The organism is Micromonospora sp. NPDC005087 (assembly GCF_042872965.1).
Taxonomy (GTDB): Bacteria; Actinomycetota; Actinomycetes; order Mycobacteriales; family Micromonosporaceae; genus Micromonospora.
Window position 1 is genome coordinate 191,278 of record NZ_JBIALB010000004.1, and the last position, 26,465, is coordinate 217,742.

The following is a 26,465-nucleotide window of genomic DNA, read 5'->3' on the forward strand; positions in this document are numbered from 1 at the left end:
CGGGGGTCGTGCTGGACCCAGTGTGGGCCCGTCCGGGGAACCGTCTCGTCGATGGGACTGATGATCGCACCGGCTGTGCGATCACCGATCCGGGTTACCCCGTTGATCGTCGCGGATTCCATCGCCGCCCCGCCGCCCGGTACGGGCCGGGCCGCGCCCGGCTGCCAGCGGTGGGGCACCCCATCGCACACGGAGGTAGGACGATGCACGATTTCGCGGGCGCGGTATGGCGTACCAGCAGCCGTTCCAACGACCAGGGGCTCTGCGTGGAGGTGGCGGACAACCTGGTCGACGTCGTCGGTCTGGTCGCGGTCCGCGACTCCAAGGACCAGGCCGGTCCCACACTCGCCGTCAGCCCGCCGGGATGGACGGCGTTCATCGGCGCGATCCGGGCCGGTCGCTTCGATCGCTGACCGCCGTACCGGTCGCTGACCGCCGCCGATCGGCCGGGCGAAACGGACAACGTGGCCTCCGGGCGGTGGAAATTCCGTCCCGGAGGCCCCGTCCGGCCCTTACCCCGCGTACCGTCGAGGACACGGGAGGGTGGCATGTCGACGGTGGCGGTTACCGGGTTCATCGAGGCGCACGCCGTCGACGTCTGGCGTCTACTGACCGACCTTCCCGGCCGTGCGGCCCGGCTGAGCGCCGCCGGCCCGGTCGAGCTGCTCACCCCGGGTCCGTTCGGGCCCGGCACCGCGTGGCGCGAGGAGCGCACCCAGCCGGGCGGCGGCACGCTGACCGAGGAGTTCCTGGTGGTGGAGGCGCGCGCCCCACACCGGCTGGTGCTCTGTTCCTCCGGTGCCGGTGTGGACTACCGGATCACCTGGAGCCTGCGGTCGGTCCAGCGTCGCCGTCGTGGCTGCACGGCGGTCACCGTCACCCAGGAGGCGGTGCCGACCGCCCCGTACGGCCGGGTGGTGGCGCTGCTGCTCGGTGGGCTCGCCGCCCGGGCGGTGGAGGTGGCGCTTCGGCGTGATCTCGCCGACCTGGCCCTCGTGGCCGGCGCCACCGGCTCCGTCGAAGCAGCCTGACCTTCATCCGTCCGGTTCCACCGCCGATGTCCCCGCCGGTCGGCGCGACCTGACCAGGGTCCGACGGGTTCCGCTGGGTAGGGTGCCGGGCGGAGGTGCGGCATGGGGTTCCCGAAGGGCCGACGACGGCTCGTGATGGCGGTCGTGGCGCTGCTCGCCACCGCGGCGGTCGCGGTCATCGTCCACCGGGTGCTCGCGCCGGCCGAGGTGAGCACGGTGGCACGGGGGACGTACCCGGCCGCGGCTCAGCCGGCCGTCGGTGTGGTCGGTCGGCTGCCGGTCGCCCCGTTGATCGTGGACGCGCGGCTGCGGGTGTACGCCGCGCACCGCCAAGTCTATGCCGACCGGCCGGTCGACGGGCGGCGCCGGACCAGCCCGTACTGGTCGTACCGGCGCTGGCCGGCGGAGCTGACCGGGGTGGTGGCCAGCGGCAGGACCGTGGTCAGCCGCTGGTCCGACGGCCGTCTGGTCGCGCTCGACGCGTCGACCGGGCGGGTGCTCTGGCGAGCCGACGGCCCGGTGCCCGCCCGGGGTGGGCCGGTGGTCCGGCGTACCGGGGCGGCAACGGTCTGGGATCCGCGCGGGATCTACCTCACCGACCTCAAGGACGGCCGGACGGTGCTGGTGGTCACCGGAGACACCCAGGCGCGCGGGGTGGCGCTGAGCGGCGGCCGGGAGCTGTGGCGGGTCGACCTGCCCGGAGGCTGCCGCGACGACGTCGGCACCACCTCCTCCGGCCAGCTGATCGGCGTCGACAACTGCGCCGGCCCGGCCACGGTCGAGTTCCGGGACGCGGTGACCGGCATGGTGCGCGAGCGCTGGCGGCCGCCGAACGGCCCGGACGGGCTGGTGGCGACACCGCTCGGTTGCCGTACCGGGCGGTCGGACTGCCCGGGGCTGCGGACCGCCGGGCCGGGTGACGCGGGTGGCCGGGGGTGGCTGCTAGGCGCCGGTGAGCCGATCGCCGCCCCCGCGCTGGACTCGTCCGGCACCATCCTGGCCGGCGAGCAGGCGATCACCGTGCTCGACGGTGTGGCCGTTGGTCGGTCGACCCGCTCCGGTGCCGAGCTGTGGCGGGTCGACGGGCTGGGACGGGCCCGGGTGCTCGCCGCCCAACCCGGCCGGGTGCACCTGCTGACCGACGAGAACGACCTGGTGACGCTCGATCCGGTGACCGGTAGGCAGCTCTCTCGCTTCACGCTCAACGTCGGCTCGGACGGGACCGGCTGGGCGCCCGGGGCGGTGGCGGCGGCGGACGGCTACCTCGCGGTGGAACGGCTCCGCGAGCCGGTCGACCCGACCGGGGACGACCAGCGGTACTACCTGACCGCCGAGACGGTGGTCCTGGCCGCCACCTGATCGGTTGGCTGGTGGTGCGCCGTCGGCGACCGGAGTGAGCCGGCGAGTCAGACCAGTGCCGCCTCCGCGGCGGCCAGGAACGCGTCGTTCTCGGCCGGAGTGCCGATGGTGACGCGGACCCCGTCCCCGGCGAACGGGCGGACGATGACCCCGCGCGCCTCGCACGACTTGCCGAACGCCACCGCCCGGTCGCCCAGCGGCAGCCAGATGAAGTTGGCCTGGCTGGTGGGGACGTCGGGCACGAACTTGCGCACCGCCTCGGTGACCCGGTCCCGCTCGGCGACGACCAGGGCACAACGGCGCTCCATCTCCGGAGCCTGGGCCAGCGCGGCAAGAGCCCCGGCCTGGGCGGCCGTGCTGGTGGAGAACGGGGTCACCACCTTGCGGATCGCCGCCGCCACGACCGGCTGGGCGACCAGCCAGCCCACCCGCAGCCCAGCCAGGCCCCACGCCTTGGACAGGGTGCGCAGCACCGCCACGTTCGGCCGGTCCAGGTAGTCGAGCCCGTCCGGCACCTCCGGGTCGGTGACGAACTCCCGGTATGCCTCGTCGATGACCACCAGCACGTCGTCCGGCACCGCGTCGAGGAACCGGTCCAGCTCCGCCCGGCGTACCGCAGTGCCGGTGGGGTTGTTCGGGTTGCAGACCAGGACCATCCGGGTCCGGTCGGTCACCGCCGCGGCCAGCGCCGCCAGGTCGTGCCCGTGCCCGGCGTCGTTGGGCACGCGCACGCTGGTCGCGCCGCTGGTCGCCGCAATGATCGGGTACGCCTCGAACGACCGCCACGAGTAGAGCAGTTCGTCGCCGGGCAGGCAGGTGGCCCGCACCAGGTGCTCGGCGAGCGCCACCGACCCGCAGCCGGTGGCGATCCGGTCGGCGTCCACCCCGTACCGCTGGGCCAGCGCGTCGCGCAACGCGACCACGCCCATGTCCGGGTAGCGGTGCGAAGCGGCGAGCGCCTCGGTGACCGCCTCCACCACACCGGGCAGCGGCCCGTACGGCACCTCGTTGCTGGCCAGCTTGATCGCCTCCGGCAGACCCAGCTCACGCGCCAGGTCGGCGGGGCTGCGCCCCGGTACGTAGCTGGGCAGCGCGTCGAGGTCGGCGCGGGTCAGCCGCAGCGCCGGCTGGTGACGTCCGGAGTCGGTCATGGGGTTTCTCCCGAGGGCTCGTTGCTGTCGTTCTGGGTGGCGGAACCGGTGGTGCGGGGGACCTGGACGACCACCGTCTGCGCACGTCTGTCGTGCAGCGCCTGACGGAGCGGGTGGTCGAAGAGCGGGGAGAGGGCGTCGACCAATTGCAGCAGCAGGCCGAGCCCGGCGCAGTACCAGAGCAGGGTGGGCATGCCGAGCGTGGTCCACCGGCTCAGCGCCGAGCCGAAGCCCAGCGGCTGGTCGGCGGCGAGCGGCACGGCGCGGATCCGCATCACCCGCTTGCCGATGGTCTGCCCGCCAGCGGCCATGGCGGGCACCTCGTACGCCAGCCAGAGCGCCGTGGCGATCACCAGGATCACCACCAGGAGAAGCCCGGCCTGTTCGCCAGGCACCGGCATCCCCTCGGCGGAGGTGTCGCCGCGCGCTGCTCGCCGGAAAAGTTCCCGCCAGTACGGCGCCCACTCCTGGACCCACCGCCAGACGAACCAGCCGTTGACCAGTGCGTTCAGCGCGAAGACGAGGCCAAAGTCGATCAGTCGGGCGGTGAACCGCTGGCCGTAGCCGGCCAACGCCAGCCCGTGCGGGCGCGGCTCGGGCGGCCGTCCAGGCCAGCCGGGAGGAGCACCGTGCGGCGCCCAGCCGGGCGGAACACCGTGCGGTGCCCAGCCGGGGGGACCCGCCTGCGGTCCCCAGCCCGGGCCGTGCCCCGGCTGTGTGCCCGGCCCTGGCTGTGGACCTGGACCGTGGTGTGGCGACCAGCCCGGCGCGGCGGTCACCGGGCCGGGAGCGGCCGGCGGTGCCGGCGCGGCCGGGGTGACCGGGACGGGTGGCGGCTCGACCGGGGGTGGCCCGTCCGGCGGAGTCTCGTCGACGGGGATGGGCGCGCCGAGCCAGCCCTCGCCGTCCCAGTAGCGCCGGGTCTCACGGTCGGCCGGGTCGACGTACCAGCCAGGTTGCACGCTCACGCCGCCGCTCCGCTTCGCTGCGCGCCGGCGCGAGGCGCCACGCTACTGAGCCTGATGGTTCGCTCGCTGCGCTCGCTCACGAGGACACCTTAACGACGACGGTTCCGGCGACCTTGTCGTGGAGGCACTGCTGCCAGGGCTTATCCCAGAGCTGCCACAACCCGTCGAGATAGCTCAGACCGGGAATCAGGCCGGCGCCCTGCTGCACCAGGTACCGCTTGGCGGCGGCCCGACGGTCGAGGGTGCGGGCCGGGTCGAGCGGAACGATCCGCAGCTTCATGCTCTTCTTGCCGAACGTCTGGCCGCTCTTGAACATCATCTCGACGTAGTAGACGTACCCGATCACCAGCGAGATCGCGAAGACCGCGAGTTCGATCCACAGCAACGGCAGCAGGAAATCGTTGAGGAAGTCAGGCTCGCGGAGGGTGCCGTCCGGCGCGACCTGGAAGAGGTCGGGCATGACGACGATCATGAAGATGATCATTGCGGGTACGGCGAGCACCATGCCGATCACCAGGAAGACCGCGGTGTCGATCAGAGCGGCCAGCAGCCGGTCGGCGAAGCTGGCCAGCGGCTGCCCGCCGGGGCTCAGTGCCGGTGGCGGGGTCACCGGTCGGGGCGGCCCGGCGTACCACGGCGCCGGGGCGTATCCGGGCGGAGCGTACTGCGGCGGCACCGCGTACCCCTGGGGGTGTGGTCCGGGCGGCGGAGCGACGCCGCCGGCGGCGGGCGGGGGCCCACCGACCGGCGGCGTCGGGTACGACGGAGGCTGCGTCACGCTCGCAAGTGTTACAGGTTGCCGCGGGCTTCCTGCTCCCGCTCGATGGCCTGGAAGAGCGCCTTGAAGTTGCCCTTGCCGAAGCCGAGCGAGCCGTGCCGCTCGATCAACTCGAAGAAGACGGTCGGCCGGTCCTGCACGGGCTTGGTGAAGATCTGGAGCAGGTAGCCGTCCTCGTCCCGGTCGACCAGGATCCTGCGGGCCTTCAGCTCCTCGATCGGCACCCGCACGTTGCCGATCCGGGCACGCAGCTCCGGGTCCTCGTAGTACGAGTCCGGGGTGTCCAGGAACTCCACCCCGGCGGCCCGCATCGCGTCGACGCTGGCCAGGATGTCGTTGGTGGCGACGGCGATGTGCTGGGCGCCCGGGCCCTGGTAGAACTCGAGGTACTCGTCGATCTGCGACTTCTTGCGCGCGATCGCCGGCTCGTTGAGCGGGAACTTCACCTTGCGGGTGCCGCTCGCCACGACCTTGCTCATCAGCGCCGAGTAGTCGGTGGCGATGTCGTCGCCGATGAACTCCGCCATGTTGGTGAAGCCCATCACCCGCTTGTAGAACTCGACCCACTCGTCCATCCGGCCCAGTTCCACGTTGCCGACCACGTGGTCGACGGCCTGGAAGAAGCGCTTCGGCTGGATGCCGGCGTCGATCATCGGCTGCCGGTCCACGATCGGGCTGCGGGCCACGAAGCCGGGCAGGAACGGGCCGGTGTAGCGGGACCGGTCGACCAGCGTGTGCCGGGTGTCACCGTACGCGGCGATGGCCGCCATCCGGACCGTGCCGTGCTCGTCGGTCACCTCGTGCGGCTCCACGACGCTGGTGGCGCCCTGGGCGATGGCGTGTGCGTACGCGGTGTCCACGTCCGGCACCTCGAGCGCAATGTCGCTCACCCCGTCGCTGTGCCGGGCCACGTGCTCGGCGCCGTCGGCGTCCGGGCGCACCGCGCCGGTCAGCACGAACCGGGCGGAGCCGCTGGTCAGCACGTACTGGGCGTGGTCCCGGTAGCCCTGCTCGGGGCCGCGGTACGCCACGCAGGTCATGCCGAACGCGGTGGAGTAGTAGTGCGCGGCCTGCTTGGCGTTGCCGACCAGGAAGTGCACGTGGTCGAGGCCCTTCACCGGGAAGGGGTCGTGGCTGATGTCGTGGTCGACGGCGCCGACGAGCCGGTCGACGTCGACGTCCTCGGTCGACTGGGGTCGGTCGATCGCCTGGGTCATGGTGGCCTCCCTCGCGTACCGGCCGGCCTCGTGGGCCGCCGTGGTTGGTTCCTGTGGCGAGGATCGCTGTGCCGGCCCCGACTGGGCAACTGTCGGAGTAAAAGCTGGTCAGGTTGCACATTCGGTATGGTCTGAACCCATGAATGGTGAGCAGGCTGTACAGCTCGACACGCTCGACGTGCGTTTGATCGAACTGCTCGCCGAGGAGCCGCGGATCGGCGTGCTGGAGTGCTCCCGGCGGCTCGGGGTGGCCCGAGGCACCGTGCAGGCCCGGCTGGACAAGCTGGTCGACCGGGGAGTCATCGGCGGGTTCGGCCCGGAGATCTCACCGGCCGCGATCGGGTTCGGGGTGACCAGCTTCGTCACCCTGGAGATCAGTCAGCGGCACGGCCACGACCCGGTCACCGCCCACCTGGCCGCCATTCCCGAGGTGCTGGAGGCGCACACCATCACCGGTTCCAGTGACCTGCTCTGCCGGATCGTGGCCCGCTCCAACACGGACCTGCAGCGGGTCATCGACCAGATCGTGTCGTCCGTTGGGATCACTCGGGCTTCGACGATCATCGCGCTGGCCGAGCAGATCCCGTACCGCACGCTGCCGCTGGTGCGCAGTGCCGTACGGACCGAAGGAAGGGCACCTTCTTAACGCCTCCGGTAGAGGAAGGGCCCCCTGTTAACACCTCCGGCCGCAGAAAGCGCGGCGACACGGCGGCGCGGGCGTACGAAAGATCCGTGATCGTGGCTACCGTGTGCGTGTGGCGAAGGGGAGCGTGCGCGGCGGGCTGCTGCTTGGCCTCGCCGTGGTGGTCGCCCTCGCCGCGACCGGCGTGTGGAACCCTTTCCCGGGCCTGTGGGACTGGGTGGACCGCAGTGAACCCATCTCCGAGCCGGACGTGGTCTGGCAGGTGCGGGCCGGCGGCACCCCGCGCAGCGTGACCATCGCCGGCGACACGGTGGTGGTCGAGCAGCGCACCCGGGTCGAAGCCCGCAGCCTCGCCACCGGCGCTCAGCTCTGGGAGCGCAAGGCGGACTGGTCCGCGGTGGCCGGCGGCGACCGGGACCCGGTGGTCGCGGTAGGAAAGCTCCTGGTCAAGGGGTACGAGCTGCTCGACCCCAGCACCGGGGTGACCCGGCGACGTGACGACGACGCGGTTGCCGTCTGGACGTACCGCAACCTGCTGCTGGACGCCCACTGCACCGACGCCACCGACTGCACCCTGAGCGCCTGGGATCCGCGTGGCACCGCACCACTGTGGACGGCCTTCCTGCCCGGCGTGAGCAGCGGGCTGCTCGCCGACAACCCGGGTCTGCGCGGCACCCGCCGGCTCACCGCCACCCGGATCGACGACCGGGTGGCCGGACCGGAGCCGGTGCCACCACTGCTCGGGTTCCCGGTCGACGGTCGCGTGCACGTGGTCGACACCGCGACCGGCCGGGTGCTGCAGAACGTCGAGCCGGACCGGGACGAGCGGCTCTCCGTGGTGGGCGGTCGGATGCTGCGGATCGACGCCCGCTCCCAGGACGGCACCTGCTACTTCGCCATCTCCGCCCGCGACCCGGCTACCGGGCAGGAGGCCTGGCAGCGGGCCGGCGTCAACCTGCGGACCGCCGACAGCGCCGGCTGCGCCCAGCGCGAGGACCCGCAGGGCGCGCGGAACGTCCTGGTCGGGGTCGGCCCGGACGGCCGCGAGGCGGTCATCGACGGGTACGACGGGCGGCTGCTCTGGGTCGGCGAACCGGGTACCAAGCTGATCGCGGTCGACGACCGGTACGCCCTGTTCCGGGCCGCCGACAAGCGCTCGGTGGTGGCCCGCGAACTCGGCACCGACCGGGTTCTGTGGACCCGGCCCGCCGGCGGCAAGGCCGGCGCGGCGCTCACGCCGTACGCGGCGGTGGTCGCCGACGAGAAGCCGTCCCGGTTGGTCGCCGTGGACCCGCGCAGCGGCCGGGAGCTTGCCGCCCTGCGGACCCCCGCGAACGCCCTCGCCGTCGGGCCGCAGGGCATGATCGTCGGTGAGGGGCGGGAAATCGGGTACGTCCGCTTCGGCGCGACCGCCGGCGCCCCCGGCGCACCGCCCGACAGCGGCGGCATCCCCGGCCCGGGCGGCACCGGCCCCGCCCCCGGAGGCGACGACAACTGCGGGCCCAAGCGGGAACTCTGCGGCGACCCGGCCGGAGGCAAGGACGGCTGAGCGGGCGGTGCCGGCGCGGCCAGCCTCGGCCGGGCGGGACGCTGACCGGGACGAGCCGGGAGCTCGGCGGGGCCGGCGAATGAGAGCGGCATCCCAGGACCAGCCCGGCGGGTGGGAATGATCGACCGGCCTGCCCTAGGCTTGCCGCTCATGAGCAGTGCCGCCGCATTCTCGTACGCCCCCTTGCTGCCGACCGGCCCCGACCAGACCGACTACCGCCTGGTCACCGACGAGGGCGTGGACGTCGTACACGGCCCGGGAGGCCGCCGGTTCCTCACCGTGGAGCCGGCCGCGCTCACCGCCCTGACCGCCGAGGCGATGCACGACATCGCGCACTTCCTGCGCCCCGCGCACCTGGCTCAGCTCCGGGCGATCATCGACGACCCGGCCGCCTCGCCGAACGACCGGTTCGTGGCGCTGGATCTGCTGCGCAACGCCAACATCGCCGCCGGCGGGGTGCTGCCGATGTGTCAGGACACCGGCACCGCCATCGTGATGGGCAAGCGGGGCCGGCACGTTCTGACCGACGGGGCCGACGCCGAGGCCATCTCCCGGGGTGTCTACCAGGCGTACACCAAGCTGAACCTGCGTTACTCGCAGCTCGCCCCGCTGACCATGTGGGACGAGCGGAACACCGGCAGCAACCTGCCGGCCCAGGTCGAGCTGTACGCCGAGGACCCGGACGGGCACCCCGACGCGTACAAGTTCCTGTTCATGGCCAAGGGCGGCGGCTCGGCCAACAAGTCGTACCTCTACCAGGAGACGAAGGCGCTGCTCAACCCGACGCGGATGATGCAGTTCCTGGAGGAGAAGCTGCGGCTGATCGGCACCGCGGCCTGCCCGCCGTACCACCTGGCCATCGTCATCGGCGGCACCTCCGCCGAGTACGCCCTGAAGACCGCGAAGTACGCCAGCGCCAAGTACCTGGACGCGCTGCCCACCGCCGGCTCGATGAGCGCCCACGGCTTCCGGGACCTGGAGCTGGAGGCGGAGGTGCTGGAGCTGACCCGCAACTTCGGCATCGGCGCGCAGTTCGGTGGCCGGTACTTCTGCCATGACGTGCGGGTGGTCCGGCTGCCCCGGCACGGTGCCTCCTGCCCGGTGGCGATCGCGGTCTCCTGCTCGGCGGACCGGCAGGCGGTCGCCAAGATCACCCCGTCGGGTGTCTGGCTGGAGCGGCTGGAGACCGACCCGGCGCGCTTCCTGCCCGACGTCACCGACGATTCGCTCGACGCCGAGACGGTCGTCCGGGTCGACCTGAACCGGCCGATGGACGAGATCCGCGCCGAGCTGTCCAAGTACCCGGTGAAGACCCGGCTGTCGCTGTCCGGCCCGCTGGTGGTGGCCCGGGACATCGCGCACGCCAAGATCGCCGAGCGGCTGGACGCTGGCGAGCCGATGCCGCAGTACCTCCGCGACCACGCGGTCTACTACGCCGGCCCGGCCAAGACCCCCGAGGGGTACGCCTCCGGCTCATTCGGGCCGACCACCGCCGGCCGGATGGACGCCTATGTGGAGAAGTTCCAGGCCGCCGGCGGCTCGCAGGTGATGCTGGCCAAGGGCAACCGGTCTGGTCAGGTGACCCGCTCCTGCCAGCAGCACGGCGGCTTCTACCTCGGCTCGATCGGAGGCCCCGCCGCACGCCTTGCCCAGGACTGCATCAAGCACGTCGAGGTCCTGGAGTATCCGGAGCTGGGCATGGAGGCGATCTGGAAGATCGAGGTGGAGGACTTCCCCGCCTTCATCGTGGTCGACGACAAGGGCAACGACTTCTTCGCCGAGGTCACCAAGCCGGTGCTCACCGTCGGTCGTCGCTGACCCGCGTACGCGAAGGGGGCACCGGGCGATCAGCCCGACGCCCCCTTCTGTCGTCTGTGCTTCACCGACATCGGTGCGCCCGCCCCCGCTGGGGTGGGAACGGGCGCACCGCCCCCGTCGGATGTCGTCACCGACAACCCGGAGCGAGTCTCCGGCGCGTCGCTGTCGATCCGCTCTCAGATCACTATCGCCGGATCGAGGCGATCCGTGACCGTGGGGCTACTCTGCTGGAAGTTGCACCATCGATGCGGGGGAGCAGATGCGGTTCGGGATCCTGGGGCCTCTGCGGGTCGGCGGTGGCGAGTCCACCGTCACCGCCGGTCGCGACCGGATCGTGCTCGCCATGCTGCTGCTGCGGTCCGGCCGGTTGGTGCCGGTCGAGGAGCTGGTCGACGCAGTCTGGGAGGAGCGCCCACCGGCCACCGCCCGCGCACAGTTGCAGACCTGCGTGTCGCGGTTGCGGCGCCGGTTCGCCGAGCTCGGGCTGGCACCGGAGACCATCGTCACCGACCCGGCGGGGTACGGCGTGCGTACCGCGCCGGCTGACCTGGACGCCGAGGTCTTCACCCGCACTGTGGAGACTGCCCGGGCCGCTGTCTCGGCCGGTCGGTTGGTCGACGCGCGGGAACGGTTCCGCGCGGCCCTGGTGCTCTGGCGTGGGCCGGCACTCGGGGGCATCACCAGCCGCAGCGTCCGCCGCCGCGCCCAAGGGCTCGACGAGCAGCGCCTCACCGCGCTGGAGGAGTGCGTCGACGTCGAGTTGCGCCTCGGCCAGGCCGCCGAGCTGCTGGAGGAGCTGACCGAGAGCGTCGACCAGCACCCGCTGCGGGAACGCCTGCGCGGCCAACTGATGCTCGCCCTCTCCTCGGTCGGCCGGCAGGCCGACGCGCTCGCGGTCTACCGGGAGGGCCGGCAGATCTACGCCGACGAGCTGGGCATCGAACCGGGCGTCGAGTTGCAGGAACTGCACCAGCGGGTGCTCGCCGGCGACCTGGCCCTGGCCGGCCGGGAGACCAGGCTGGTCGCCCCGGTCCGGTCGCTACCCCGGGCGATCGGTGACTTCACCGGCCGGCACGAGACGATGGCCCGCCTGGTCAAGGAGATCGAGGAGGACGGCAGCCGGATCCAACTGATCGACGGGATGGCCGGCAGCGGCAAGACCACCCTCGCCGTGCACGTCGCCACCGCGCTCGCCGACCGCTACCCGGATGCCCAGCTCTTCGTCGACCTGCACGGGCACAGCGAGCGCAGCCCGCTGACGCCGGCCACGGCCATGGCCGCCCTGCTTCGCCAGCTTGGCGTAGCGGCGGAGCGGATGCCGGTGGACCCGGACGACCGGCTGGCGCTCTGGCGGACCGAGCTGGCCGGCCGGCGCGCCCTGGTGGTGCTGGACAACGCGGCCAGCGTCGACCAGGTGGCACCGCTGCTGCCCAACGGCTCACACTGCCTGGTCCTGATCACCAGCCGCCGCCGGCTGGTCGGGGTGGACGAGGGACGACCGTCGTCGCTGCCCGTGCTCGACGCCGACGAGGCCGTCGAGCTGCTGGGTCGGGTGGCCGGCGCGGAACGTGTCGCCGCCGAACCGGAGGCGGCCGCCGAGGTGGCGCGTCGTTGCGGCCACCTTCCGCTCGCCATCCGGTTGGCCGGCGCCCGACTGGCGCACCGACCGCACTGGCGCGTCGCCGACCTCGCCGAGCGCCTGGTCACCGGGGCGGGCCCGCTGGCCGAGCTGGCCGCCGGGCAGCGCTCGGTGGGGCAGGCGTTCGCACTGTCGTACGCGCAGGTCTCTCCGCCGGCGCAACGGCTGTTCCGGTTGCTCGGCCTCCACCCGGGCGGACGCCTGGACAGCGAGGTGGCTGCCGCCCTCGCGGAGCTGTCCCTCACCGAAACTCAGGAGCTGCTGGACGAGCTGGTCGACGCGCACCTGGTGGAGGAGGTGCAGTCGGGCCGGTACCGGTTGCACGACCTGCTTCGGGAGTACGCCCGGCTGCTGCTGGATTCCCGGGAGTGGCGGCACGAACGCCGGGCCGCCCTGGAGTGGCTGCTGGACCACCACCTGTCCGTCACGGTGGCGATCGCCTGGTCGATCGAGGCGGCGGGCAGTCGCCGCACCATCCCCATCAGCATGCCCAGCCGGCCCGATCTGGTGGCCGCCCCGGCTGCCGAAGGGCGGGCGTGGTTCGAGGAGAACCTTGCCGCGCTCACTGCCCTGGTCCGGCTGGCGGAGGAGGAGGACTTCCCCACCCAGTGCTGGCAGCTGGCCCGGGCCTGCTGGCGGCTCAACTTCGACGGCGGGCACCTCGACGAGCTGATCGAGACCCACACGATCGGGCTCCGGGTCGCCGAGCGACTCGGTGACGATGCGGCCGTCGCCGTGATGCTCAACTACCTCTCCTCGGCGTACTTCCGGCTGGCCCGCTTCCCGGAGGCGATCAGGTCGATGGAGGTGGCGCTCGACCTGCGCCGCCGGCTCGGGCTGCGCGGTGACGTGCTCAGCACGCTGTGGAACCTCGGAATCTCGTACGCCGCGAACGGTGACTTCCGGCAGGGCAAGGCGAAGTTCGACGAGGCACTGAGCCTGGTCACCGGGCTCGGTGACGCACACGAGCTGACCAACCTGCAGAACAACCTGTGCTTCGCGCTGGTCGGCTGGGGCCGGTACGACGAGGCGCTGCGCACCGCCCGGCAGCATCTTCTCCTGGCCCGTCAGACGAAGGACATGCGGCAGACCGTGAACGCGATCGGGCACCTCGGCATGATCCGGCACCGGATGGGTGACCTGCGCCCGGCCCGTCGGATCCTGCGGATCGCGTTGCACCTCAAGCGCCAGTGGGGCAACCGGTTCGGCGAGGGTGAGGTGCTCAACGAGATCGGTGTGATGGAGCGCGTCGCCGGGCGGCCGGAACGCGCCGCTGCCCTGCACCGGGACGCGCTGGTGGCGATGATGGAGGTGGGCGACCGGGTGGGGCAGTGCGCCTCGCGCAACCTGTTGGCCCGGGCGATCCTGGACCAGGGGGACGTCGCCAGCGCGCTCGACCTGCACCGACGGGTGCTCGGCGACGCGACCCGGTTGAGTGTCCGGTACGAGCTGGCCCGCGCGCTGGAGGGCATCGCCCGCTGCCTACGGGACACCGACCCGGCCGCGGCCCGCGCGCATCTGATCCGGGCCCTGCCCCTGTTCCGACAGATCGAGTCACCGGACCAGCACGGGGTGGAGCGGCTGCTGGCCGAGTTGGACTGAGGGTTCATCTGCGAGTCGGCGACGGGCGCGGCAGGATGGTACGCGTGACGACTCCAGAGGCGACGGGTTACCGGATCGAACGCGACTCGATGGGCGAGGTGGAGGTGCCCGCCGAAGCGTTGTGGCGGGCGCAGACGCAGCGTGCGGTGCAGAACTTCCCGATCTCCGGCCGGGGCCTCGAACCGGCCCAGATCAAGGCGCTGGCCCAGATCAAGGGGGCGGCGGCCGAGGTCAACGGTGAGCTGGGCGTGATCGACGCGAACGTGGCCGCCGCCGTCGTCGCCGCCGCCGCGCACGTGGCCGCTGGCGGCTATGACGACCAGTTTCCGGTCGACGTGTTCCAGACCGGGTCGGGGACGTCGTCGAACATGAACGCCAACGAGGTGATCGCCACCCTGGCCACCCGCGAGCTGGGCCGGGACGTGCACCCGAACGACGACGTCAACGCCTCCCAGTCCAGCAACGACGTGTTCCCGTCCTCAATCCACCTGGCCGCCACCCAGTTCATCGCGGAGGACCTGCTGCCGTCGCTCAATTACCTCGCGGAGGCTCTGGAGGGCAAGGCGGCCGAGTTCGAGACGGTGGTGAAGGCCGGGCGTACCCATCTGATGGACGCGACGCCCGTCACCCTCGGGCAGGAGTTCGGCGGGTACGCCGCCCAGGTCCGCTACGGCGTGGAACGGCTGGAGGGGGCGCTGCCCCGGCTGGCCGAGCTGCCGCTGGGCGGCACCGCCGTGGGCACCGGGATCAACACGCCGCTAGGTTTCGCCGCCGCCGTCATCGGCAGGTTGCGCGAGTCGACCGGGTTGCCGCTGACCGAGGCCCGCAACCACTTCGAGGCGCAGGGTGCCCGGGACGCGCTGGTGGAGACGTCCGGCCAGTTGCGTACCGTCGCGGTGGGCCTCTACAAGATCGCCAATGACATTCGGTGGATGGGCTCCGGCCCGCGCGCCGGCCTGCGCGAGTTGCGCATCCCCGACCTCCAGCCCGGCTCGTCGATCATGCCGGGCAAGGTCAACCCGGTGGTCGCCGAGGCGATGCGGCAGGTGTGCGCCCAGGTGATCGGCAATGACGCGACGGTCGGCTTCGCCGGCTCGCAGGGTGACTTCGAGCTGAACGTGATGCTCCCGGTGATGGGCCGCAACCTGCTGGAGTCGATCCGGTTGCTGTCCGCGGCGAGCCGGCTGTTCGCCGACCGTCTGGTGGCCGGCCTGGTCGCGGACGCCGAGGTCTGCCTGGCGTACGCCGAGGGCTCGCCGTCGATCGTCACCCCGCTCAACCGCTACCTCGGGTACGACGAGGCCGCGTCGATCGCCAAGGAGGCGCTGGCCAGGCAGACCTCGATCCGCGAGGTGGTGATCTCCCGGGGGCACGTCGATTCCGGCAAGCTCAGCGAGACCCAGCTCGACGAGGTGCTCGACCTGCTCCGGATGACCCACCCCTGACTCCCGGCCTGCCGCGGTGGGTGCCGCATCGTGGAGGTCGCGCCGGCAGAATCAGCGGCCGGCGGCCCGGCGGGCGCGGTAGGCGGTCACCGCGGCGCGGTTGCCACAGCCGGCCTCGCAGAACCGCCGCGACCGGTTGCGGGACAGGTCCACGACCACGTTCTCGCAGTCGGGGTACTCGCAGATCCGCAGCCGGCTCAACTCGTCGGCGCGGACCAGGTCGGCGATCGCCATCGCCGCCTCGACGGCGATCCGGGTGGCCAGCGGCGCGTCGCGGGGCACGGCGTGCAGGTGGTACGGCTCGTCATCGTGTTCGATCAGCTGTGGCAGCGCCCGGTGCTCCAGCAGCAGGCCGTTGACCACGGCGACGATCTCGGCCGGTTCGGCGTGCCAGATGCGGCGCAGCTGGGGCCGCAACTGCCGGACAGCGCGTAGCTCGGCGTCGGTGTGCTCGTGCCGTCCGCTGTAGGAGTGCCGGGTGAAGAACGCGTCCAGCGCGGCGATGTCGGGCAGGAGCTCGCCGTCTCGGCCCGCGGTGTTGACCAGCGCGGCAGCGGCGATCAGAGAACACTCGGTGTCATGAGCGAACAGCAACTTGACTCCTGTCACAGGGGCCGCATAGCGTCATGGGCACAAGGATAGTTTGCTCATGACGCCATCGCCGATCCGAGGAGCGCAGGATGCAGCCACGACCCGCCGTCGGCGCCGCGTTGGCGCTGCTGTCCGCGGTCACCTTCGCCACCTCGGGCACCTTCGCGCGGTCGCTCATCGAGGCCGGCTGGTCGGCCGAGTCAGCGGTGATCGCCCGGGTCGGCGTGGCCGCCCTGGTGCTGGCGATCCCGGCGCTGCTGTCGCTGCGGGGCAGGTGGGACGTGCTGCGGCGGAACGTCACCGCGATCGGAATGTTCGGCCTGCTCGGCGTGGCGCTGGCCCAGGTCTGCTTCTTCAACGCCGTGCGCTACCTGCCGGTCGGCGTCGCGCTGCTGCTGGAGTACCTGGGCATCATCCTTGTCGTCGGGTGGATGTGGCTGCGGCACGGGCAGCAGCCGCGCCGGCTCACCGTGGCCGGGTCGGTGGCCGCCCTGGCCGGGTTGGCGTTCGTGCTGGACCTCACCGGCACCGCCAACTTCCACCCGGTGGGCGTGCTCTGGGGGCTGGGCGCCGCGTTCGGCCTCGCCGGCTACTTCGTGCTCGCCGGTCGGGTCGATTCCCGGCTGCCCTCGGTCGCCATGGCCAGCGGCGGGATGGCCGTCGGCGCCGCCGTGCTGCTCCTCATCGGGCTGACCGGTCTGCTGCCGCTGCGTGCCACCTTCGGCGAGGTCACCTTCGCCGGACAGCGCACCAGCTGGCTGCTGCCCATCGCCGGGCTCTCCCTGGTGGCCGCCGTGATCGCGTACCTGGCCGGGATCGCCGGCACCCGCATCCTCGGCCCCCGGCTCTCGTCGTTCGTCGGGCTGACCGAGGTGCTCTTCGCGGTGCTGATCGCCTGGCTCTTCCTGGACGAACTGCCCACCGCCTGGCAGCTGTTCGGTGGTGGGCTGATCGTCGCCGGGGTGGCCCTGGTGCGGCTCGACGAGCTGCGCGGGCCGGCAGCGGAACCCCCGCCTGCCTCGCCCGAGCCGGTGCTGGTGGCCGACGGTCGTTAAGACAGTGGGCACCGTGCTGACGGTGGTGTGTCCACGATGGCTGACCCGCCGGCAGCGCTGGCCGACCTGCCCGGTGTGCCGTCTGACCTGCCCGCCATGCCGTCCGACCGGCCACTGACGCCGCCCGATGTGCCGGAATTGCGCGTCGATCCGGGTGGGGCACGCGTCGACCCGGGTGGATGAAGGAGAGATTCACCGCCATAGCGGGCGTTCAGCTGGCGTAAATCCGTCGGGTGTTGTGTGATGGCTGCCACGTCCCTCAACGAGAGGATCCGATGTGGTGAGCAAGCGCTTCACCGCCGGTGCCGTCGCGACCGCGACAGTGCTGGCACTTACGGCGACGGGGTTGGGTGTACCGGCCAGCGCCGCGCCGACCAGCTCCGGCACCTTCACGGTCGTCGCCGAGGACGGCGTCGCCGCCGACACGGCGATCGCGGCGATCCGCGCGGCCGGCGGCACGGTGGTGTCCCGGTCCGACGAGGTCGGCATGTTCCAGGTCACCAGCGACCGGGCGGACTTCGCCGCACGGGCGACCGCCGCCCCGACGCTGATCGGCGCCACCGAGCAGAAGGCCATCGGCCGTAAGCCGAAGCTGGATCGGGTCGAGCAGGAAAACCAGCTGATGGCCGCCAAGGCCGCCGCCGGTGCCGCTGCCAAGAAGGGCGCCAGGCTGGACCCGCTCGACGAGAAGCTCTGGGGCCTGGAGATGATCCGGGCCGACAAGGCGCGCAAGATCGAGCCAGGTGACCGTCGGGTGACCGTCGGCGTGCTGGACACCGGCGTCGACGCCAGCAACCCGGACATCGCGCCGAACTTCAACTGGGCGCTGTCGCGCAACTTCGCGCCGGACATGACCGACGTGGACGGCGCCTGCGAGGTGCCGAGCTGCCTCGACCCGGTCGGCACCGACGACGGCGGGCACGGCACCCACGTGGCCGGCACCATCGGCGCCGCGGCGAACGGCTTCGGCCTCTCCGGCGTCGCCCCGAACGTCTCGCTGGTCGAACTGAAGGGTGGCCAGGACTCCGGCTACTTCTTCCTCGACCCGGTGGTCAACGCCCTGGTCTACGCCGGCCGGTCCGGGATCGACGTGGTCAACATGTCGTTCTACGTCGACCCGTGGCTCTACAACTGCACCGCCAACCCCGCCGACTCGCCGGAGGACCAGGCCGAGCAGCGGGCCATCATCAAGGCGATGAAGCGGGCGCTGGTCTTCGCCCACAACAAGGGCGTCACCCTGGTCGGGGCGCTCGGCAACAACAACGAGGACCTCGGCGCCCCGCGCACCGACGTCACCAGCCCGGACTACGGCGCCGACCCGTACCCGCGCCCGATCGACAACGAGAGCTGCTGGGACCTGCCCACCGAGGGCCCGCACGTGATCGGCGTGTCGTCGATCGGCCCGTCCGGCAAGAAGTCGGACTTCTCCAACTACGGCACCGAGCAGATCTCGGTCGCCGCGCCGGGCGGTTGGTTCCGGGACGGATTCGGCACCGACACGTTCCGCACGGACGCCAACATGACCCTCTCGTCGTACCCGAAGCACGTGCTCCAGGAGGAGGGCTCGGTCGACGCCGCCGGCAACATCGTCGCCGGCTTCGAGCAGTCGGTCTTCAAGCAGTGCAAGGCCAACGGTGAGTGTGGCTACTACACCTACCTCCAGGGCACCTCGATGGCGTCCCCGCACGCCGCCGGCGTCGCCGCGCTGATCGTCAGCCGGTACGGCAAGCCGGAGCGCCGGGGTGGCTTCGGCATGTCGCCGGACCTGGTCGAGCAGCACCTCTACCGGACGGCGGCCGAGCACGCCTGCCCAGAGCCGCGGCTGCAGCAGTACCGCAATGAGGGCCGGGACGAGACCTTCGACGCCTACTGCGCCGGCGGGGTCAACTTCAACGGCTTCTACGGGTACGGGATCGTCGACGCCTACGCGGCGGTGAAGACCCCGCTCAAGCCGAACGCCCGACCGTAACGTGATCAGGTGGGGCCCGGTCGACGCAGGTCGACCGGGCCCCGTCGCGTTCCCGGGCCCGGCGGTGCAGGGCGCCGGCTGGCGCGGTGCGCGGCGGCACCTCTTGATCGACTCGAGTTCCTTGAAGGCGGGGTGTCATCGGCGGGCGGACCGCACGATTTCCAGGAACCCGAGTGGACCTTGTCGCCTCGGGTCGCGGCGGCCGCCACGCCCGTACCGCCCCTCGCCCTGGTCCGGGTAGGGGCGTCACCTGCGCCATCCCCGATCGGTCAGCGCGCCGCGCACCTCGCGGAGCACCGCCGGGAACTCGGCGTGCAGGCGTCGGCTGGTCACGTGCAGCACCAGCCACCCGGCGCCGACGAGCAGGTTCAGCCGGCGGCGATCGCGGTGCAGCTGGTCAGCGTCGGCGTGCCACTGCCCGTCGTACTCGACGGCTACCCGGTACTCCGGCCAGGCCAGGTCGGGATGCAGGACGACGCCGTTGGGCAGGGGTACCGGATGCTGGACGACCGGTCGCGGCAGCCCACCAAGCGCCAGCCGGACGCGCAGGTGCGACTCCGGCGGAGATTCTGCCCCGCCATCAGCCAGATCGAAGAGCCACCGTGCCCGTCGCCCACCGGGCAGGTTCGCGTTGCGAGCGGCCACGTCGGCCAGCGTGTCGCGATTGGTCAGCCCTAGCCCGAGCAGCGCGTCGACGATGGCGACCGCGCGGATCGGATCGAGCCAGACGGCGGTCTCCCAGGCAGCTCGCCCGGGGTCGGAACGGGGGATCGCGCCGCCCGGGTCCCAGACCGGTCCCAGCGCGGCGGCCGCCCCCCGTTCGTCGCCCGGTCTGACCGCCACCGTGCTGCCCGGCCTGGCCGCCGCCGCACGCTGCCGGGGCGGTTGCCGTGTCGGGCGTGGTGACAGTCCTGCTCCCGCCGGTGAAAGCCCTGCCGCTGGTGAAAGCCCGGCCGACGGTAGGCGTCCTGATTCCCGCGGACGTCCTGTCTGCGCAGGGGTCGCGGCCTCCTCTCGCGGGCGGACGTCGAGGGGCGGGGTGATGGCATTGGCGTGCACGCGCAGGCCGCGCTGTGCGCCGATCCGCAGCGGTCTGGGCACGAGGACGTGAACGTCGTCGGTGAAGGCGGCGGCGTGTTCGACGCCGTGCAGGTATGCGGCCGACGGGCCTCCGACCGCCACCCCGGGTGGTAGCCGGAGGAGGGCAGCGCGACAGGCCAGGGTGTGGTCCCGGTCGAGCCGCGCGTCGGCGTAGACGTCGTGGCGCAGTCGCACCCAGGCGGCGCTGCGCAGTTGGTGCTCGGTGAGCAGGCCATCCCGGATCGCGTCGGAGCCGCGGAAGACCTGCCAGGTCAGAGTCTCGGGTCGGTGCGGACGTGGCGGCATGCCAGGCAGCGTGCCGACCGCCGAGTGGCCGCCGAAACCCCTGTGGACAACCCCGACCGGACGTCCGACCGGTCCCTGTGGACAACCGCGGATCGACCGGCCGATCTTGCTATGGCACAGGTGGTGATCGACTCGCGTTCCTGGAAGTCGGGCTGTCGCGGCCACCCGGACACCACGATGTCCGGGAACCCGAGTCGACCAAGCCGCAGCGTGTCAGCGGAGGGCGGTGGCGACGGCCGTGGCGGCGGCAAGGACCTGGGTGCCGACCGTCTCGACGTCCAGCGGGGCGAGCGCGACCACGCCGACACTCGCCTCCAGTCCGGGTACGCCGAGCACCGGCGCGGCCACCCCGTACGCGCCGGACTGCAACTCGCCGCTGCTGCTCACCGGTCCCGCCGCCCCGGCACGCCCGGCCAGGATGGCCCGGCCCGCCGCCCCCAGGTCCAGCGGATGCCGCGCCCCGGTCCGGTACGCGACGTGGAACGACGTCCAGCTCGGCTCGACCACGGCCAGGGCGACGCCTTCGCCACCCTCGACCACGGTCAGGTGTGCCGTGGCGCCGGCATGCTCGGCGAGCCGGCGCAGGGCGGGCAGCGCTCCCTCGGCCAGCAGCGGCTGGGCGCGCCGGGCCAGGTGCAGCACTCCCGCGCCGAGGCGGAGGCGGCCGTCGGCGTCGCGGCGCAGCATTCCGTGCCCGGTCAACGGGCCGACCAGCCGGTAGACGGCCGCTCGCCCGATGCCGAGCTGGTTCGCCACCTCGGTGACGGTCAGCCCGGCCGGCGCTTCGGCGACCAGGTGCAGCAGCCGTAACCCGCGGTCCAGGGTCTGTGCCGTCTCGCCGGCCCGCCCGACAACCGCGTCGGCTCGGCCGGCGGGGGCGCTGGGGCTGGCCGGCGGCTCACCGGGGCGTGCGGTCGCATCCACGCCTGGCAGCGTACGACCCGGCACCGGCGGACCCGGACAGGCGTGGACGGCTACCCTTGTACGGTGACGCTACGCCTGTATGACACCGCCACCCGATCGGTGCGGGACTTCGTCCCGCGGGAAGCCGGCAAGGTGGGGGTCTACCTGTGTGGTCTCACTCTCCAGGCCCCGCCACACATCGGTCACCTTCGCTCTGGCGTCAACTACGACGTGCTGCGCCGCTGGTTGCTGACCGCCGGCTACCAGGTCACCTTCATCCGCAACGTGACCGACATCGACGACAAGATCCTGGTCAAGGCGGGGGAGCAGGGCCGGCCGTTCTGGTCCATCGCGTACGCCAACGAGCTGATCCTCGCCGAGTCGTACCGGGCGTTGAACGTGTTGGCGCCCACCTACGAGCCCCGCGCCACCGGGCACATCCCCGAGATGCACGAGCTGATCACCAAGTTGATCGCCGACGGGCACGCCTACCCGGCCACCGACGGCTCCGGCGACGTCTACTTCGACGTGGCCTCCTGGCCGGCGTACGGGTCGCTGTCGGGTCAGTCGCCGGACGCGATGCAGTCGGCCGGTGACGCGCCGGACCGGGGCAAGCGCGACCCGCGCGACTTCGCGCTCTGGAAGGGCGCCAAGCCCGACGAGCCGGCGGACGCCTACTGGCCCTCGCCGTGGGGGCTGGGCCGCCCGGGCTGGCACATCGAGTGCTCGGCGATGTGCTGGCGCTACCTGGGCCCGGAGTTCGACATCCACGGCGGCGGGCTCGACCTCACCTTCCCGCACCACGAGAACGAGATCGCCCAGTCCCAGGCGGCCGGGCTGCCGTTCGCCCGCCACTGGGTGCACCACGGGCTGCTCAGCATCGGCGGAGCCAAGATGGGCAAGTCCGCCGGCAACGCGCTGGGCCTGGCGTACGTGGACTCGCTCGGGGTGCGGCCCGTCGAGCTGCGCTACTACTACGCCGCAGCGCACTACCGCTCGATGATCGACTACTCGGAGGACGCGCTGCGCGACGCGGCCACCGCGTACCGCCGGATCGAGGGTTTCGTGCAGCGGGCCGCCGAGCGGGTCGGCGCCGGGCAGTTCGGCGAGCTGCCGAGCGGCTTCGTCGCGGCAATGGACGACGACCTCAACACCTCCGCCGCGCTCGCCGTGCTGCAACAGCAGATCCGGGACGGAAACACCGCGCTGAGCACCGGCGACGATGTGACCGTCCGCACCACCCTGGCCGCAGTACGGGCGATGCTGGATATCCTCGGGATCGACCCCCTCGACCTGGCCTGGACCGGTGGCGGCCGCTCGGATGATCTGCGTGCCGTGGTGGACTCCCTGATCGCGCTGGCCCTGGAGCAGCGCGCACAGGCCCGGGGCCGCAAGGACTGGACTGCCGCCGACGCGGTACGCGACCAGCTCAAGCTGGCCGGCGTGGTGGTCGAGGACACACCCCAGGGCCCCCGTTGGACTATTGGAGAGCAGGACTGATGGCCGGCAACTCGCAGCGCCGTGGCCGGCGACTGACGCCGAAGGCGGGCGCCCCCAAGGGCACCGGCGGCAAGAACAAGGATTCGCTGGCCGGGCGGGGGCGCACCCTGCCCGCCGACGAGCGGCCGTGGCACAAGGGCTACTCGGGCACCGAGAAGCTGCCCCAGCGCACCGCCTGGAAGCAGGACAAGGAGCGCCGGGCGGCGGCCGAGGAGGGGCGTGCCCCGAAGATCGGCCAGCCCGGCAGCAAGGACACCACCTGGGGCAAGGGCGGTGGCCGGGGCGTTCCGGTCAACCGGGGCGGCACCGGCGGCCGGGGCGGCAAGCCCGCAGGTCGGTCCGGCCCGCGGGTCACGCCGGGGCGCAAGTCCAACCCGGCCAGGGACACTCCGGAGCTGCTGGTCGGGCGCAACCCGGTGCTGGAGGCGCTGCGCGCCCAGGTGCCGGCGACGGCGCTCTACACCGCCCAGGGCATCGACGTGGACGACCGGATCAACGAGATCATCCGGACCGCCGCCGACCGGGGCATCGCCAACCTGGAGATCAGCCGGGCCGAGCTGGACCGGATGACCGGCGGGGTGCTGCACCAGGGCGTCGGGTTGCAGGTGCCGCCGTTCGCGTACCAGCCGTTCGAGGACATGGTGGCCGCGGCCCTGGAGCAGCAGGCCCCGCTGCTGGTCGCGCTGGACGGTGTCACCGACCCGCGCAACCTGGGCGCGGTGATCCGCTCGGCCGCCGCGTTCGGCGCGCAGGGTGTCTTCGTACCCGAGCGTCGTGCCGCCGGGATCACGGCGACCGCCTGGCGGACCAGTGCCGGCGCGGCCGCGCGGGTGCCGGTGGCGCAGGTCACCAACCTGACCCGATCGCTGAAGGCGTGCCGCGACGCCGGCTTCATTGTCATCGGTCTGGACGCCGACGGTGACACCGAGCTCTACGACCTGGAGGCCGCCGTCGGCCCGCTGGTGGTCGTGGTCGGCTCCGAGGGGCGCGGGCTTTCCCGGCTGGTCGGGGAGACCTGCGACCTGACCGTCAGCATCCCGATGATCTCCGAGGTCGAGTCGCTCAACGCCAGCGTGGCCGCCGCGGTCACCCTGGCCGAGGTCGCCCGCCGACGCGCCGCCGAGCAGTAGACGAGCGTCATCGAGGCCCCGTTCCCCGCATACTCCGGGGGACGGGGCCTCATCGTGTCCGGCGGCGGGATCGACCGGGTCCGGAGATGCCACAGGGGCGGCCCGCCGAAGCGGACCGCCCCTGTCGGTACGGCGTTACGTCAGATCCGGCTGCCGGTGGTGGCGTGGAAGACGTGGCTGCGGCCGGTGCGCGGCTTGACGAACACGGTGTCACCCATGTTCGGCATGCTGCGTCGGTCGGTGCGGACGACGAAGCGCTCCGAGTTGCCACCCAGCGCGGCGTGACCGTAGATGTTGGCGTCCGAGCCGAGGTCCTCGACGAGTTCGACCACGACCGGCATGCCACCCTCGGTCGGGCTGACCAGGTCGCAGTCCTCCGGGCGGAAGCCCACCGTCACCTTGCCGTCGCCGCCCTCGGCGCGGGCCGCCTCGACCTGCTCGCGCGTCAGCGGGATCTGCAGCTCGGCGAACTCGGCGCCCTGCTCGTTCAGCGGCACGGTCTTGATGTTCATGGCGGGGGAGCCCATGAAACCGGCGACGAAGACGTTGGCCGGGGTGTCGTAGAGCGCCCGCGGGGTGTCCACCTGCTGGAGGACGCCATCCAAGAGCACCGCGACCCGGTGGCCCATGGTCATGGCCTCGACCTGGTCGTGCGTGACGTAGACCGTGGTGACGCCCAGCTTGGCCTGCAGCGACGCGATCTGGGTACGGGTCTGCACGCGCAGCTTGGCGTCGAGGTTCGACAGCGGCTCGTCCATGAGGAAGACCTGCGGCTCGCGGACGATCGCCCGGCCCATCGCGACGCGCTGACGCTGACCACCGGAGAGCGCCTTCGGCTTGCGGCCGAGGTACTCCTCCAACTGGAGCAGCCCGGCCGCCTCCTTCACCCGCCGGTCGATCTCCGACTTGGAGGTCTTGCGCAGCTTGAGGGCGAACGCCATGTTCTCGTACACCGTCATGTGCGGGTAGAGGGCGTAGTTCTGGAAGACCATCGCGATGTCGCGGGCCTTGGGGGGCAGGTGGGTCACGTCACGCTGGTCGATGTAGATCGAGCCGGCGTCGACGTCCTCCAGCCCGGCGAGCATGCGCAGGCTGGTGGACTTGCCACAACCGGAGGGGCCGACCAGGACGAGGAACTCGCCGTCGCCGATCTCGAGGTCCAGCTCGTTGACGGCGGGACGCTCGGTGCCCGGGTAGATTCGGGACGCCTTGGAATAGGTGACCGTAGCCATGGTGAAGCGCTTCCTTTCACCGGCAGGAACGTGCCGGACGATCCGAGTGAAGGAGCGACCGGCACATGTCCGTGCCGGTCAACGGACGGCGGGCCGATCGCGTGGCGGCCGGCCTGTCGTCCGTGTCACTGCACCGTAAACGGGTTTCCCCGCGCTGCCAAGGCGGGGGCGCACCGGAAGTGGCGCACGGCCTACGCAATACGGTCAGTCGGGCACGGTCATGCATCAATCGACGCATGGCGCGTCCGTGGGAGGCCGTATTGGCGTCGGGTTGTTGACGTTTCCCGTGCTCGGGAGCCCTCGCGAGCGGGATATCCAGACGTCACTCGCTATGCTGACTTCGACGCACGCGCCCCTGTAGCTCAGCTGGCCAGAGCACTCGCCTTGTAAGCGAGATGTCGCCGGTTCGATCCCGGCCGGGGGCTCCAATTCCACCAGGCATTTCCCGACGGGCACTGCCATGGGTCGGCCGGTTGACAGCAACGCTGACAGCAACGCGATTCACGAGAGCTTCCCGTCGAGCTTGCAAAGCGCCTGACGCATCGCATCGAGGTTGGCGTGAGCGTAGACCTTGAGGGTGATCTTTACATCGGCGTGCCGGAGATCGTGCAGGCGGACACCAGGCAGTCCGGCGGCCTCGCGGAGCCGGGCGAACGAGCGGCTGAGGTTGGTGGGCTCTATGGGGGTGCCCCGCTTCGAGGGAAAGACAAGGTCATGGTCCTCCCACACCTCGGCGAGTGCGGCCCGCGACGACTACGACGTGACGCAACAACCCGAGGACGCAGAGGGCCTCTCAGACCTCTAGGCAGGGAAGAAGATGCCCCCTCCGATCGAGCACGTCGACAAGATGAAGGACCACTGGTGGTGGCGGCCAGGCTGGCGTGCGGGCCGGCACTTCTACGCCTGCCACTTCACGATGGGCGAGTACGCCAAGCTCGGGGAGCTGGTGCAGCGCTACCAGATGGCACTACGACCGTTTCCCGGGCTCGACCTCATCCCCTCAACGTGGCTTCACCTGACCATGCAGGGGATCGGATTCGTGGACGACCTGGACGATGAGCAGGTCGCCCGGTTGACCTACGGGATCAGGGAAGAGCTTGCAGAGCTACCCGCACCGGTCGTCACCTTCCACCGCCCTGTCGTCAGACCGGAGGCTGTCTACCTGCCTGCGAACCCGCCAACACCCATCGCGGCGGTACGTCACGCGGTAAGAGATGTCATCAGCCGCGTCCTGGGCACCGGCAACGTCGAGCTGGCACCCGAGCACGTCCAGGGCTACCGCCCTCATGTGAGCCTTGCCTACTCCAACACAGCGCAAGCCGCGGAACCCGTCGCGGCAGCGCTGGCACGAGTGGAGGCGAAGCCGGTCGTGGTGACTCTTCAGCATCTAGGGCTCCTTGAGTTCCACCGCGACTACCGGATGTATCAGTGGATCCGGTCGGAGCAGGTGCGTATCGGGCGGTGACCAGCGCGATGCATTAGAACGTTTGTACGATCTT

At 71.8% G+C, this 26,465-nt stretch carries 22 protein-coding genes and 1 tRNA gene; 14 read left to right on the forward strand and 9 right to left on the reverse strand.

Features of this window, described 5'->3' with window-relative positions; all coding sequences use genetic code 11:
* Positions 1 to 203 precede the first annotated feature (203 nt).
* The 3 genes from ACFYPS_RS11950 to ACFYPS_RS11960 all read left to right on the forward strand — a co-directional run bounded on the left by ACFYPS_RS11950 (position 204) and on the right by ACFYPS_RS11960 (position 2,390).
* The gene (locus ACFYPS_RS11950; RefSeq protein ID WP_354963470.1) at positions 204 to 413 is read left to right on the forward strand and encodes a DUF397 domain-containing protein; all 210 of its coding nucleotides are present in this window, start codon (positions 204 to 206) and stop codon (positions 411 to 413) included.
* A 135-nt stretch (positions 414 to 548) separates the two neighbouring features.
* Complete coding sequence (locus ACFYPS_RS11955; protein WP_387324293.1) at positions 549 to 1,031, forward strand: SRPBCC family protein; 483 nt, start codon at positions 549 to 551, stop codon at positions 1,029 to 1,031.
* Between the two features lie 102 nt (positions 1,032 to 1,133).
* Positions 1,134 to 2,390, forward strand: a complete 1,257-nt coding sequence (locus ACFYPS_RS11960; protein ID WP_354963472.1) for a PQQ-binding-like beta-propeller repeat protein — start codon at positions 1,134 to 1,136, stop codon at positions 2,388 to 2,390.
* 47 nt (positions 2,391 to 2,437) lie between these two features.
* On the opposite strand, the gene hisC is transcribed toward ACFYPS_RS11960, so the two are convergent.
* From hisC to hppD, 4 genes are all read right to left on the reverse strand, one after another.
* Positions 2,438 to 3,541 carry a histidinol-phosphate transaminase gene (hisC, locus tag ACFYPS_RS11965; RefSeq protein ID WP_354963473.1) on the reverse strand — a complete coding sequence of 368 codons (1,104 nt, stop codon included), beginning with the start codon at positions 3,539 to 3,541 and terminating at the stop codon, positions 2,438 to 2,440.
* Positions 3,538 to 4,509, reverse strand: coding sequence for an RDD family protein (locus ACFYPS_RS11970; RefSeq protein WP_387324297.1), 972 nt, complete (start codon positions 4,507 to 4,509; stop codon positions 3,538 to 3,540). Before ACFYPS_RS11970 ends, hisC begins: the two co-directional genes overlap by 4 nt.
* 76 nt (positions 4,510 to 4,585) lie before the next feature.
* Positions 4,586 to 5,287 (reverse strand): RDD family protein, encoded by a 702-nt coding sequence (locus tag ACFYPS_RS11975; protein ID WP_387324300.1) that lies wholly within the window; start codon positions 5,285 to 5,287, stop codon positions 4,586 to 4,588.
* Positions 5,288 to 5,298: 11 nt separating this feature from the next.
* Complete coding sequence (hppD, locus tag ACFYPS_RS11980; RefSeq protein WP_387324302.1) at positions 5,299 to 6,504, reverse strand: 4-hydroxyphenylpyruvate dioxygenase; 1,206 nt, start codon at positions 6,502 to 6,504, stop codon at positions 5,299 to 5,301.
* 139 nt (positions 6,505 to 6,643) lie between these two features.
* On the opposite strand from hppD, the gene ACFYPS_RS11985 reads away from it, so the two are divergent.
* From ACFYPS_RS11985 to ACFYPS_RS12005, 5 genes are all read left to right on the forward strand, one after another.
* Positions 6,644 to 7,150 carry an Lrp/AsnC family transcriptional regulator gene (locus tag ACFYPS_RS11985; RefSeq protein ID WP_387324305.1) on the forward strand — a complete coding sequence of 169 codons (507 nt, stop codon included), beginning with the start codon at positions 6,644 to 6,646 and terminating at the stop codon, positions 7,148 to 7,150.
* A 103-nt stretch (positions 7,151 to 7,253) separates the two neighbouring features.
* Positions 7,254 to 8,696, forward strand: coding sequence for a PQQ-binding-like beta-propeller repeat protein (locus ACFYPS_RS11990; protein WP_387324308.1), 1,443 nt, complete (start codon positions 7,254 to 7,256; stop codon positions 8,694 to 8,696).
* A 150-nt stretch (positions 8,697 to 8,846) separates the two neighbouring features.
* Positions 8,847 to 10,514, forward strand: coding sequence for a fumarate hydratase (locus ACFYPS_RS11995; RefSeq protein WP_387324311.1), 1,668 nt, complete (start codon positions 8,847 to 8,849; stop codon positions 10,512 to 10,514).
* A 259-nt stretch (positions 10,515 to 10,773) separates the two neighbouring features.
* A complete protein-coding gene (locus ACFYPS_RS12000) occupies positions 10,774 to 13,755 on the forward strand; it encodes a BTAD domain-containing putative transcriptional regulator (protein ID WP_387324314.1) in 2,982 nt (993 codons plus the stop codon).
* A 35-nt stretch (positions 13,756 to 13,790) separates the two neighbouring features.
* On the forward strand, positions 13,791 to 15,200 hold the full coding sequence (locus tag ACFYPS_RS12005; protein WP_354963480.1) for a class II fumarate hydratase: 1,410 nt from the start codon (positions 13,791 to 13,793) through the stop codon (positions 15,198 to 15,200).
* A 51-nt stretch (positions 15,201 to 15,251) separates the two neighbouring features.
* On the opposite strand, the gene ACFYPS_RS12010 is transcribed toward ACFYPS_RS12005, so the two are convergent.
* Positions 15,252 to 15,794, reverse strand: a complete 543-nt coding sequence (locus ACFYPS_RS12010) for a CGNR zinc finger domain-containing protein (RefSeq protein WP_354963481.1) — start codon at positions 15,792 to 15,794, stop codon at positions 15,252 to 15,254.
* Between the two features lie 86 nt (positions 15,795 to 15,880).
* Here ACFYPS_RS12010 and ACFYPS_RS12015 point away from each other — a divergent pair, with 86 nt between their 5' ends.
* Together ACFYPS_RS12015 and ACFYPS_RS12020 are read left to right on the forward strand one after the other, a co-directional pair.
* A complete protein-coding gene (locus ACFYPS_RS12015) occupies positions 15,881 to 16,846 on the forward strand; it encodes a DMT family transporter (protein ID WP_354963482.1) in 966 nt (321 codons plus the stop codon).
* A gap of 280 nt (positions 16,847 to 17,126) precedes the next feature.
* Entirely contained in the window at positions 17,127 to 18,815 is a 1,689-nt protein-coding gene (locus ACFYPS_RS12020; protein ID WP_387324319.1) for a S8 family serine peptidase, read from the forward strand.
* Positions 18,816 to 19,061: 246 nt separating this feature from the next.
* Here the strand turns inward: ACFYPS_RS12020 and ACFYPS_RS12025 are convergent, their stop codons facing one another.
* Both ACFYPS_RS12025 and ACFYPS_RS12030 read right to left on the reverse strand, forming a co-directional pair.
* Positions 19,062 to 20,201, reverse strand: coding sequence for a hypothetical protein (locus tag ACFYPS_RS12025; RefSeq protein ID WP_354963485.1), 1,140 nt, complete (start codon positions 20,199 to 20,201; stop codon positions 19,062 to 19,064).
* A 213-nt stretch (positions 20,202 to 20,414) separates the two neighbouring features.
* Entirely contained in the window at positions 20,415 to 21,125 is a 711-nt protein-coding gene (locus tag ACFYPS_RS12030) for an IclR family transcriptional regulator (RefSeq protein WP_387324322.1), read from the reverse strand.
* A gap of 63 nt (positions 21,126 to 21,188) precedes the next feature.
* On the opposite strand from ACFYPS_RS12030, the gene cysS reads away from it, so the two are divergent.
* Complete coding sequence (gene cysS / locus ACFYPS_RS12035) at positions 21,189 to 22,604, forward strand: cysteine--tRNA ligase (RefSeq protein WP_354963486.1); 1,416 nt, start codon at positions 21,189 to 21,191, stop codon at positions 22,602 to 22,604.
* The gene (rlmB, locus tag ACFYPS_RS12040; protein WP_354963487.1) at positions 22,604 to 23,734 is read left to right on the forward strand and encodes a 23S rRNA (guanosine(2251)-2'-O)-methyltransferase RlmB; all 1,131 of its coding nucleotides are present in this window, start codon (positions 22,604 to 22,606) and stop codon (positions 23,732 to 23,734) included. Before cysS ends, rlmB begins: the two co-directional genes overlap by 1 nt.
* Before the next feature lie 140 nt (positions 23,735 to 23,874).
* Here the strand turns inward: rlmB and ACFYPS_RS12045 are convergent, their stop codons facing one another.
* A complete protein-coding gene (locus ACFYPS_RS12045; protein ID WP_354963488.1) occupies positions 23,875 to 24,966 on the reverse strand; it encodes a sn-glycerol-3-phosphate ABC transporter ATP-binding protein UgpC in 1,092 nt (363 codons plus the stop codon).
* 351 nt (positions 24,967 to 25,317) lie between these two features.
* Between ACFYPS_RS12045 and ACFYPS_RS12050 the strand changes: the two genes are divergently transcribed.
* Positions 25,318 to 25,394, forward strand: a tRNA-Thr gene (locus tag ACFYPS_RS12050).
* 73 nt (positions 25,395 to 25,467) lie between these two features.
* Here the strand turns inward: ACFYPS_RS12050 and ACFYPS_RS12055 are convergent.
* Positions 25,468 to 25,695: a hypothetical protein gene (locus ACFYPS_RS12055; protein ID WP_354963489.1), complete on the reverse strand. Its 228-nt coding sequence runs from the start codon at positions 25,693 to 25,695 to the stop codon at positions 25,468 to 25,470.
* An 88-nt stretch (positions 25,696 to 25,783) separates the two neighbouring features.
* Between ACFYPS_RS12055 and ACFYPS_RS12060 the strand changes: the two genes are divergently transcribed.
* On the forward strand, positions 25,784 to 26,431 hold the full coding sequence (locus tag ACFYPS_RS12060) for a 2'-5' RNA ligase family protein (RefSeq protein WP_354963490.1): 648 nt from the start codon (positions 25,784 to 25,786) through the stop codon (positions 26,429 to 26,431).
* The last annotated feature ends 34 nt before the right edge of the window (positions 26,432 to 26,465 follow it).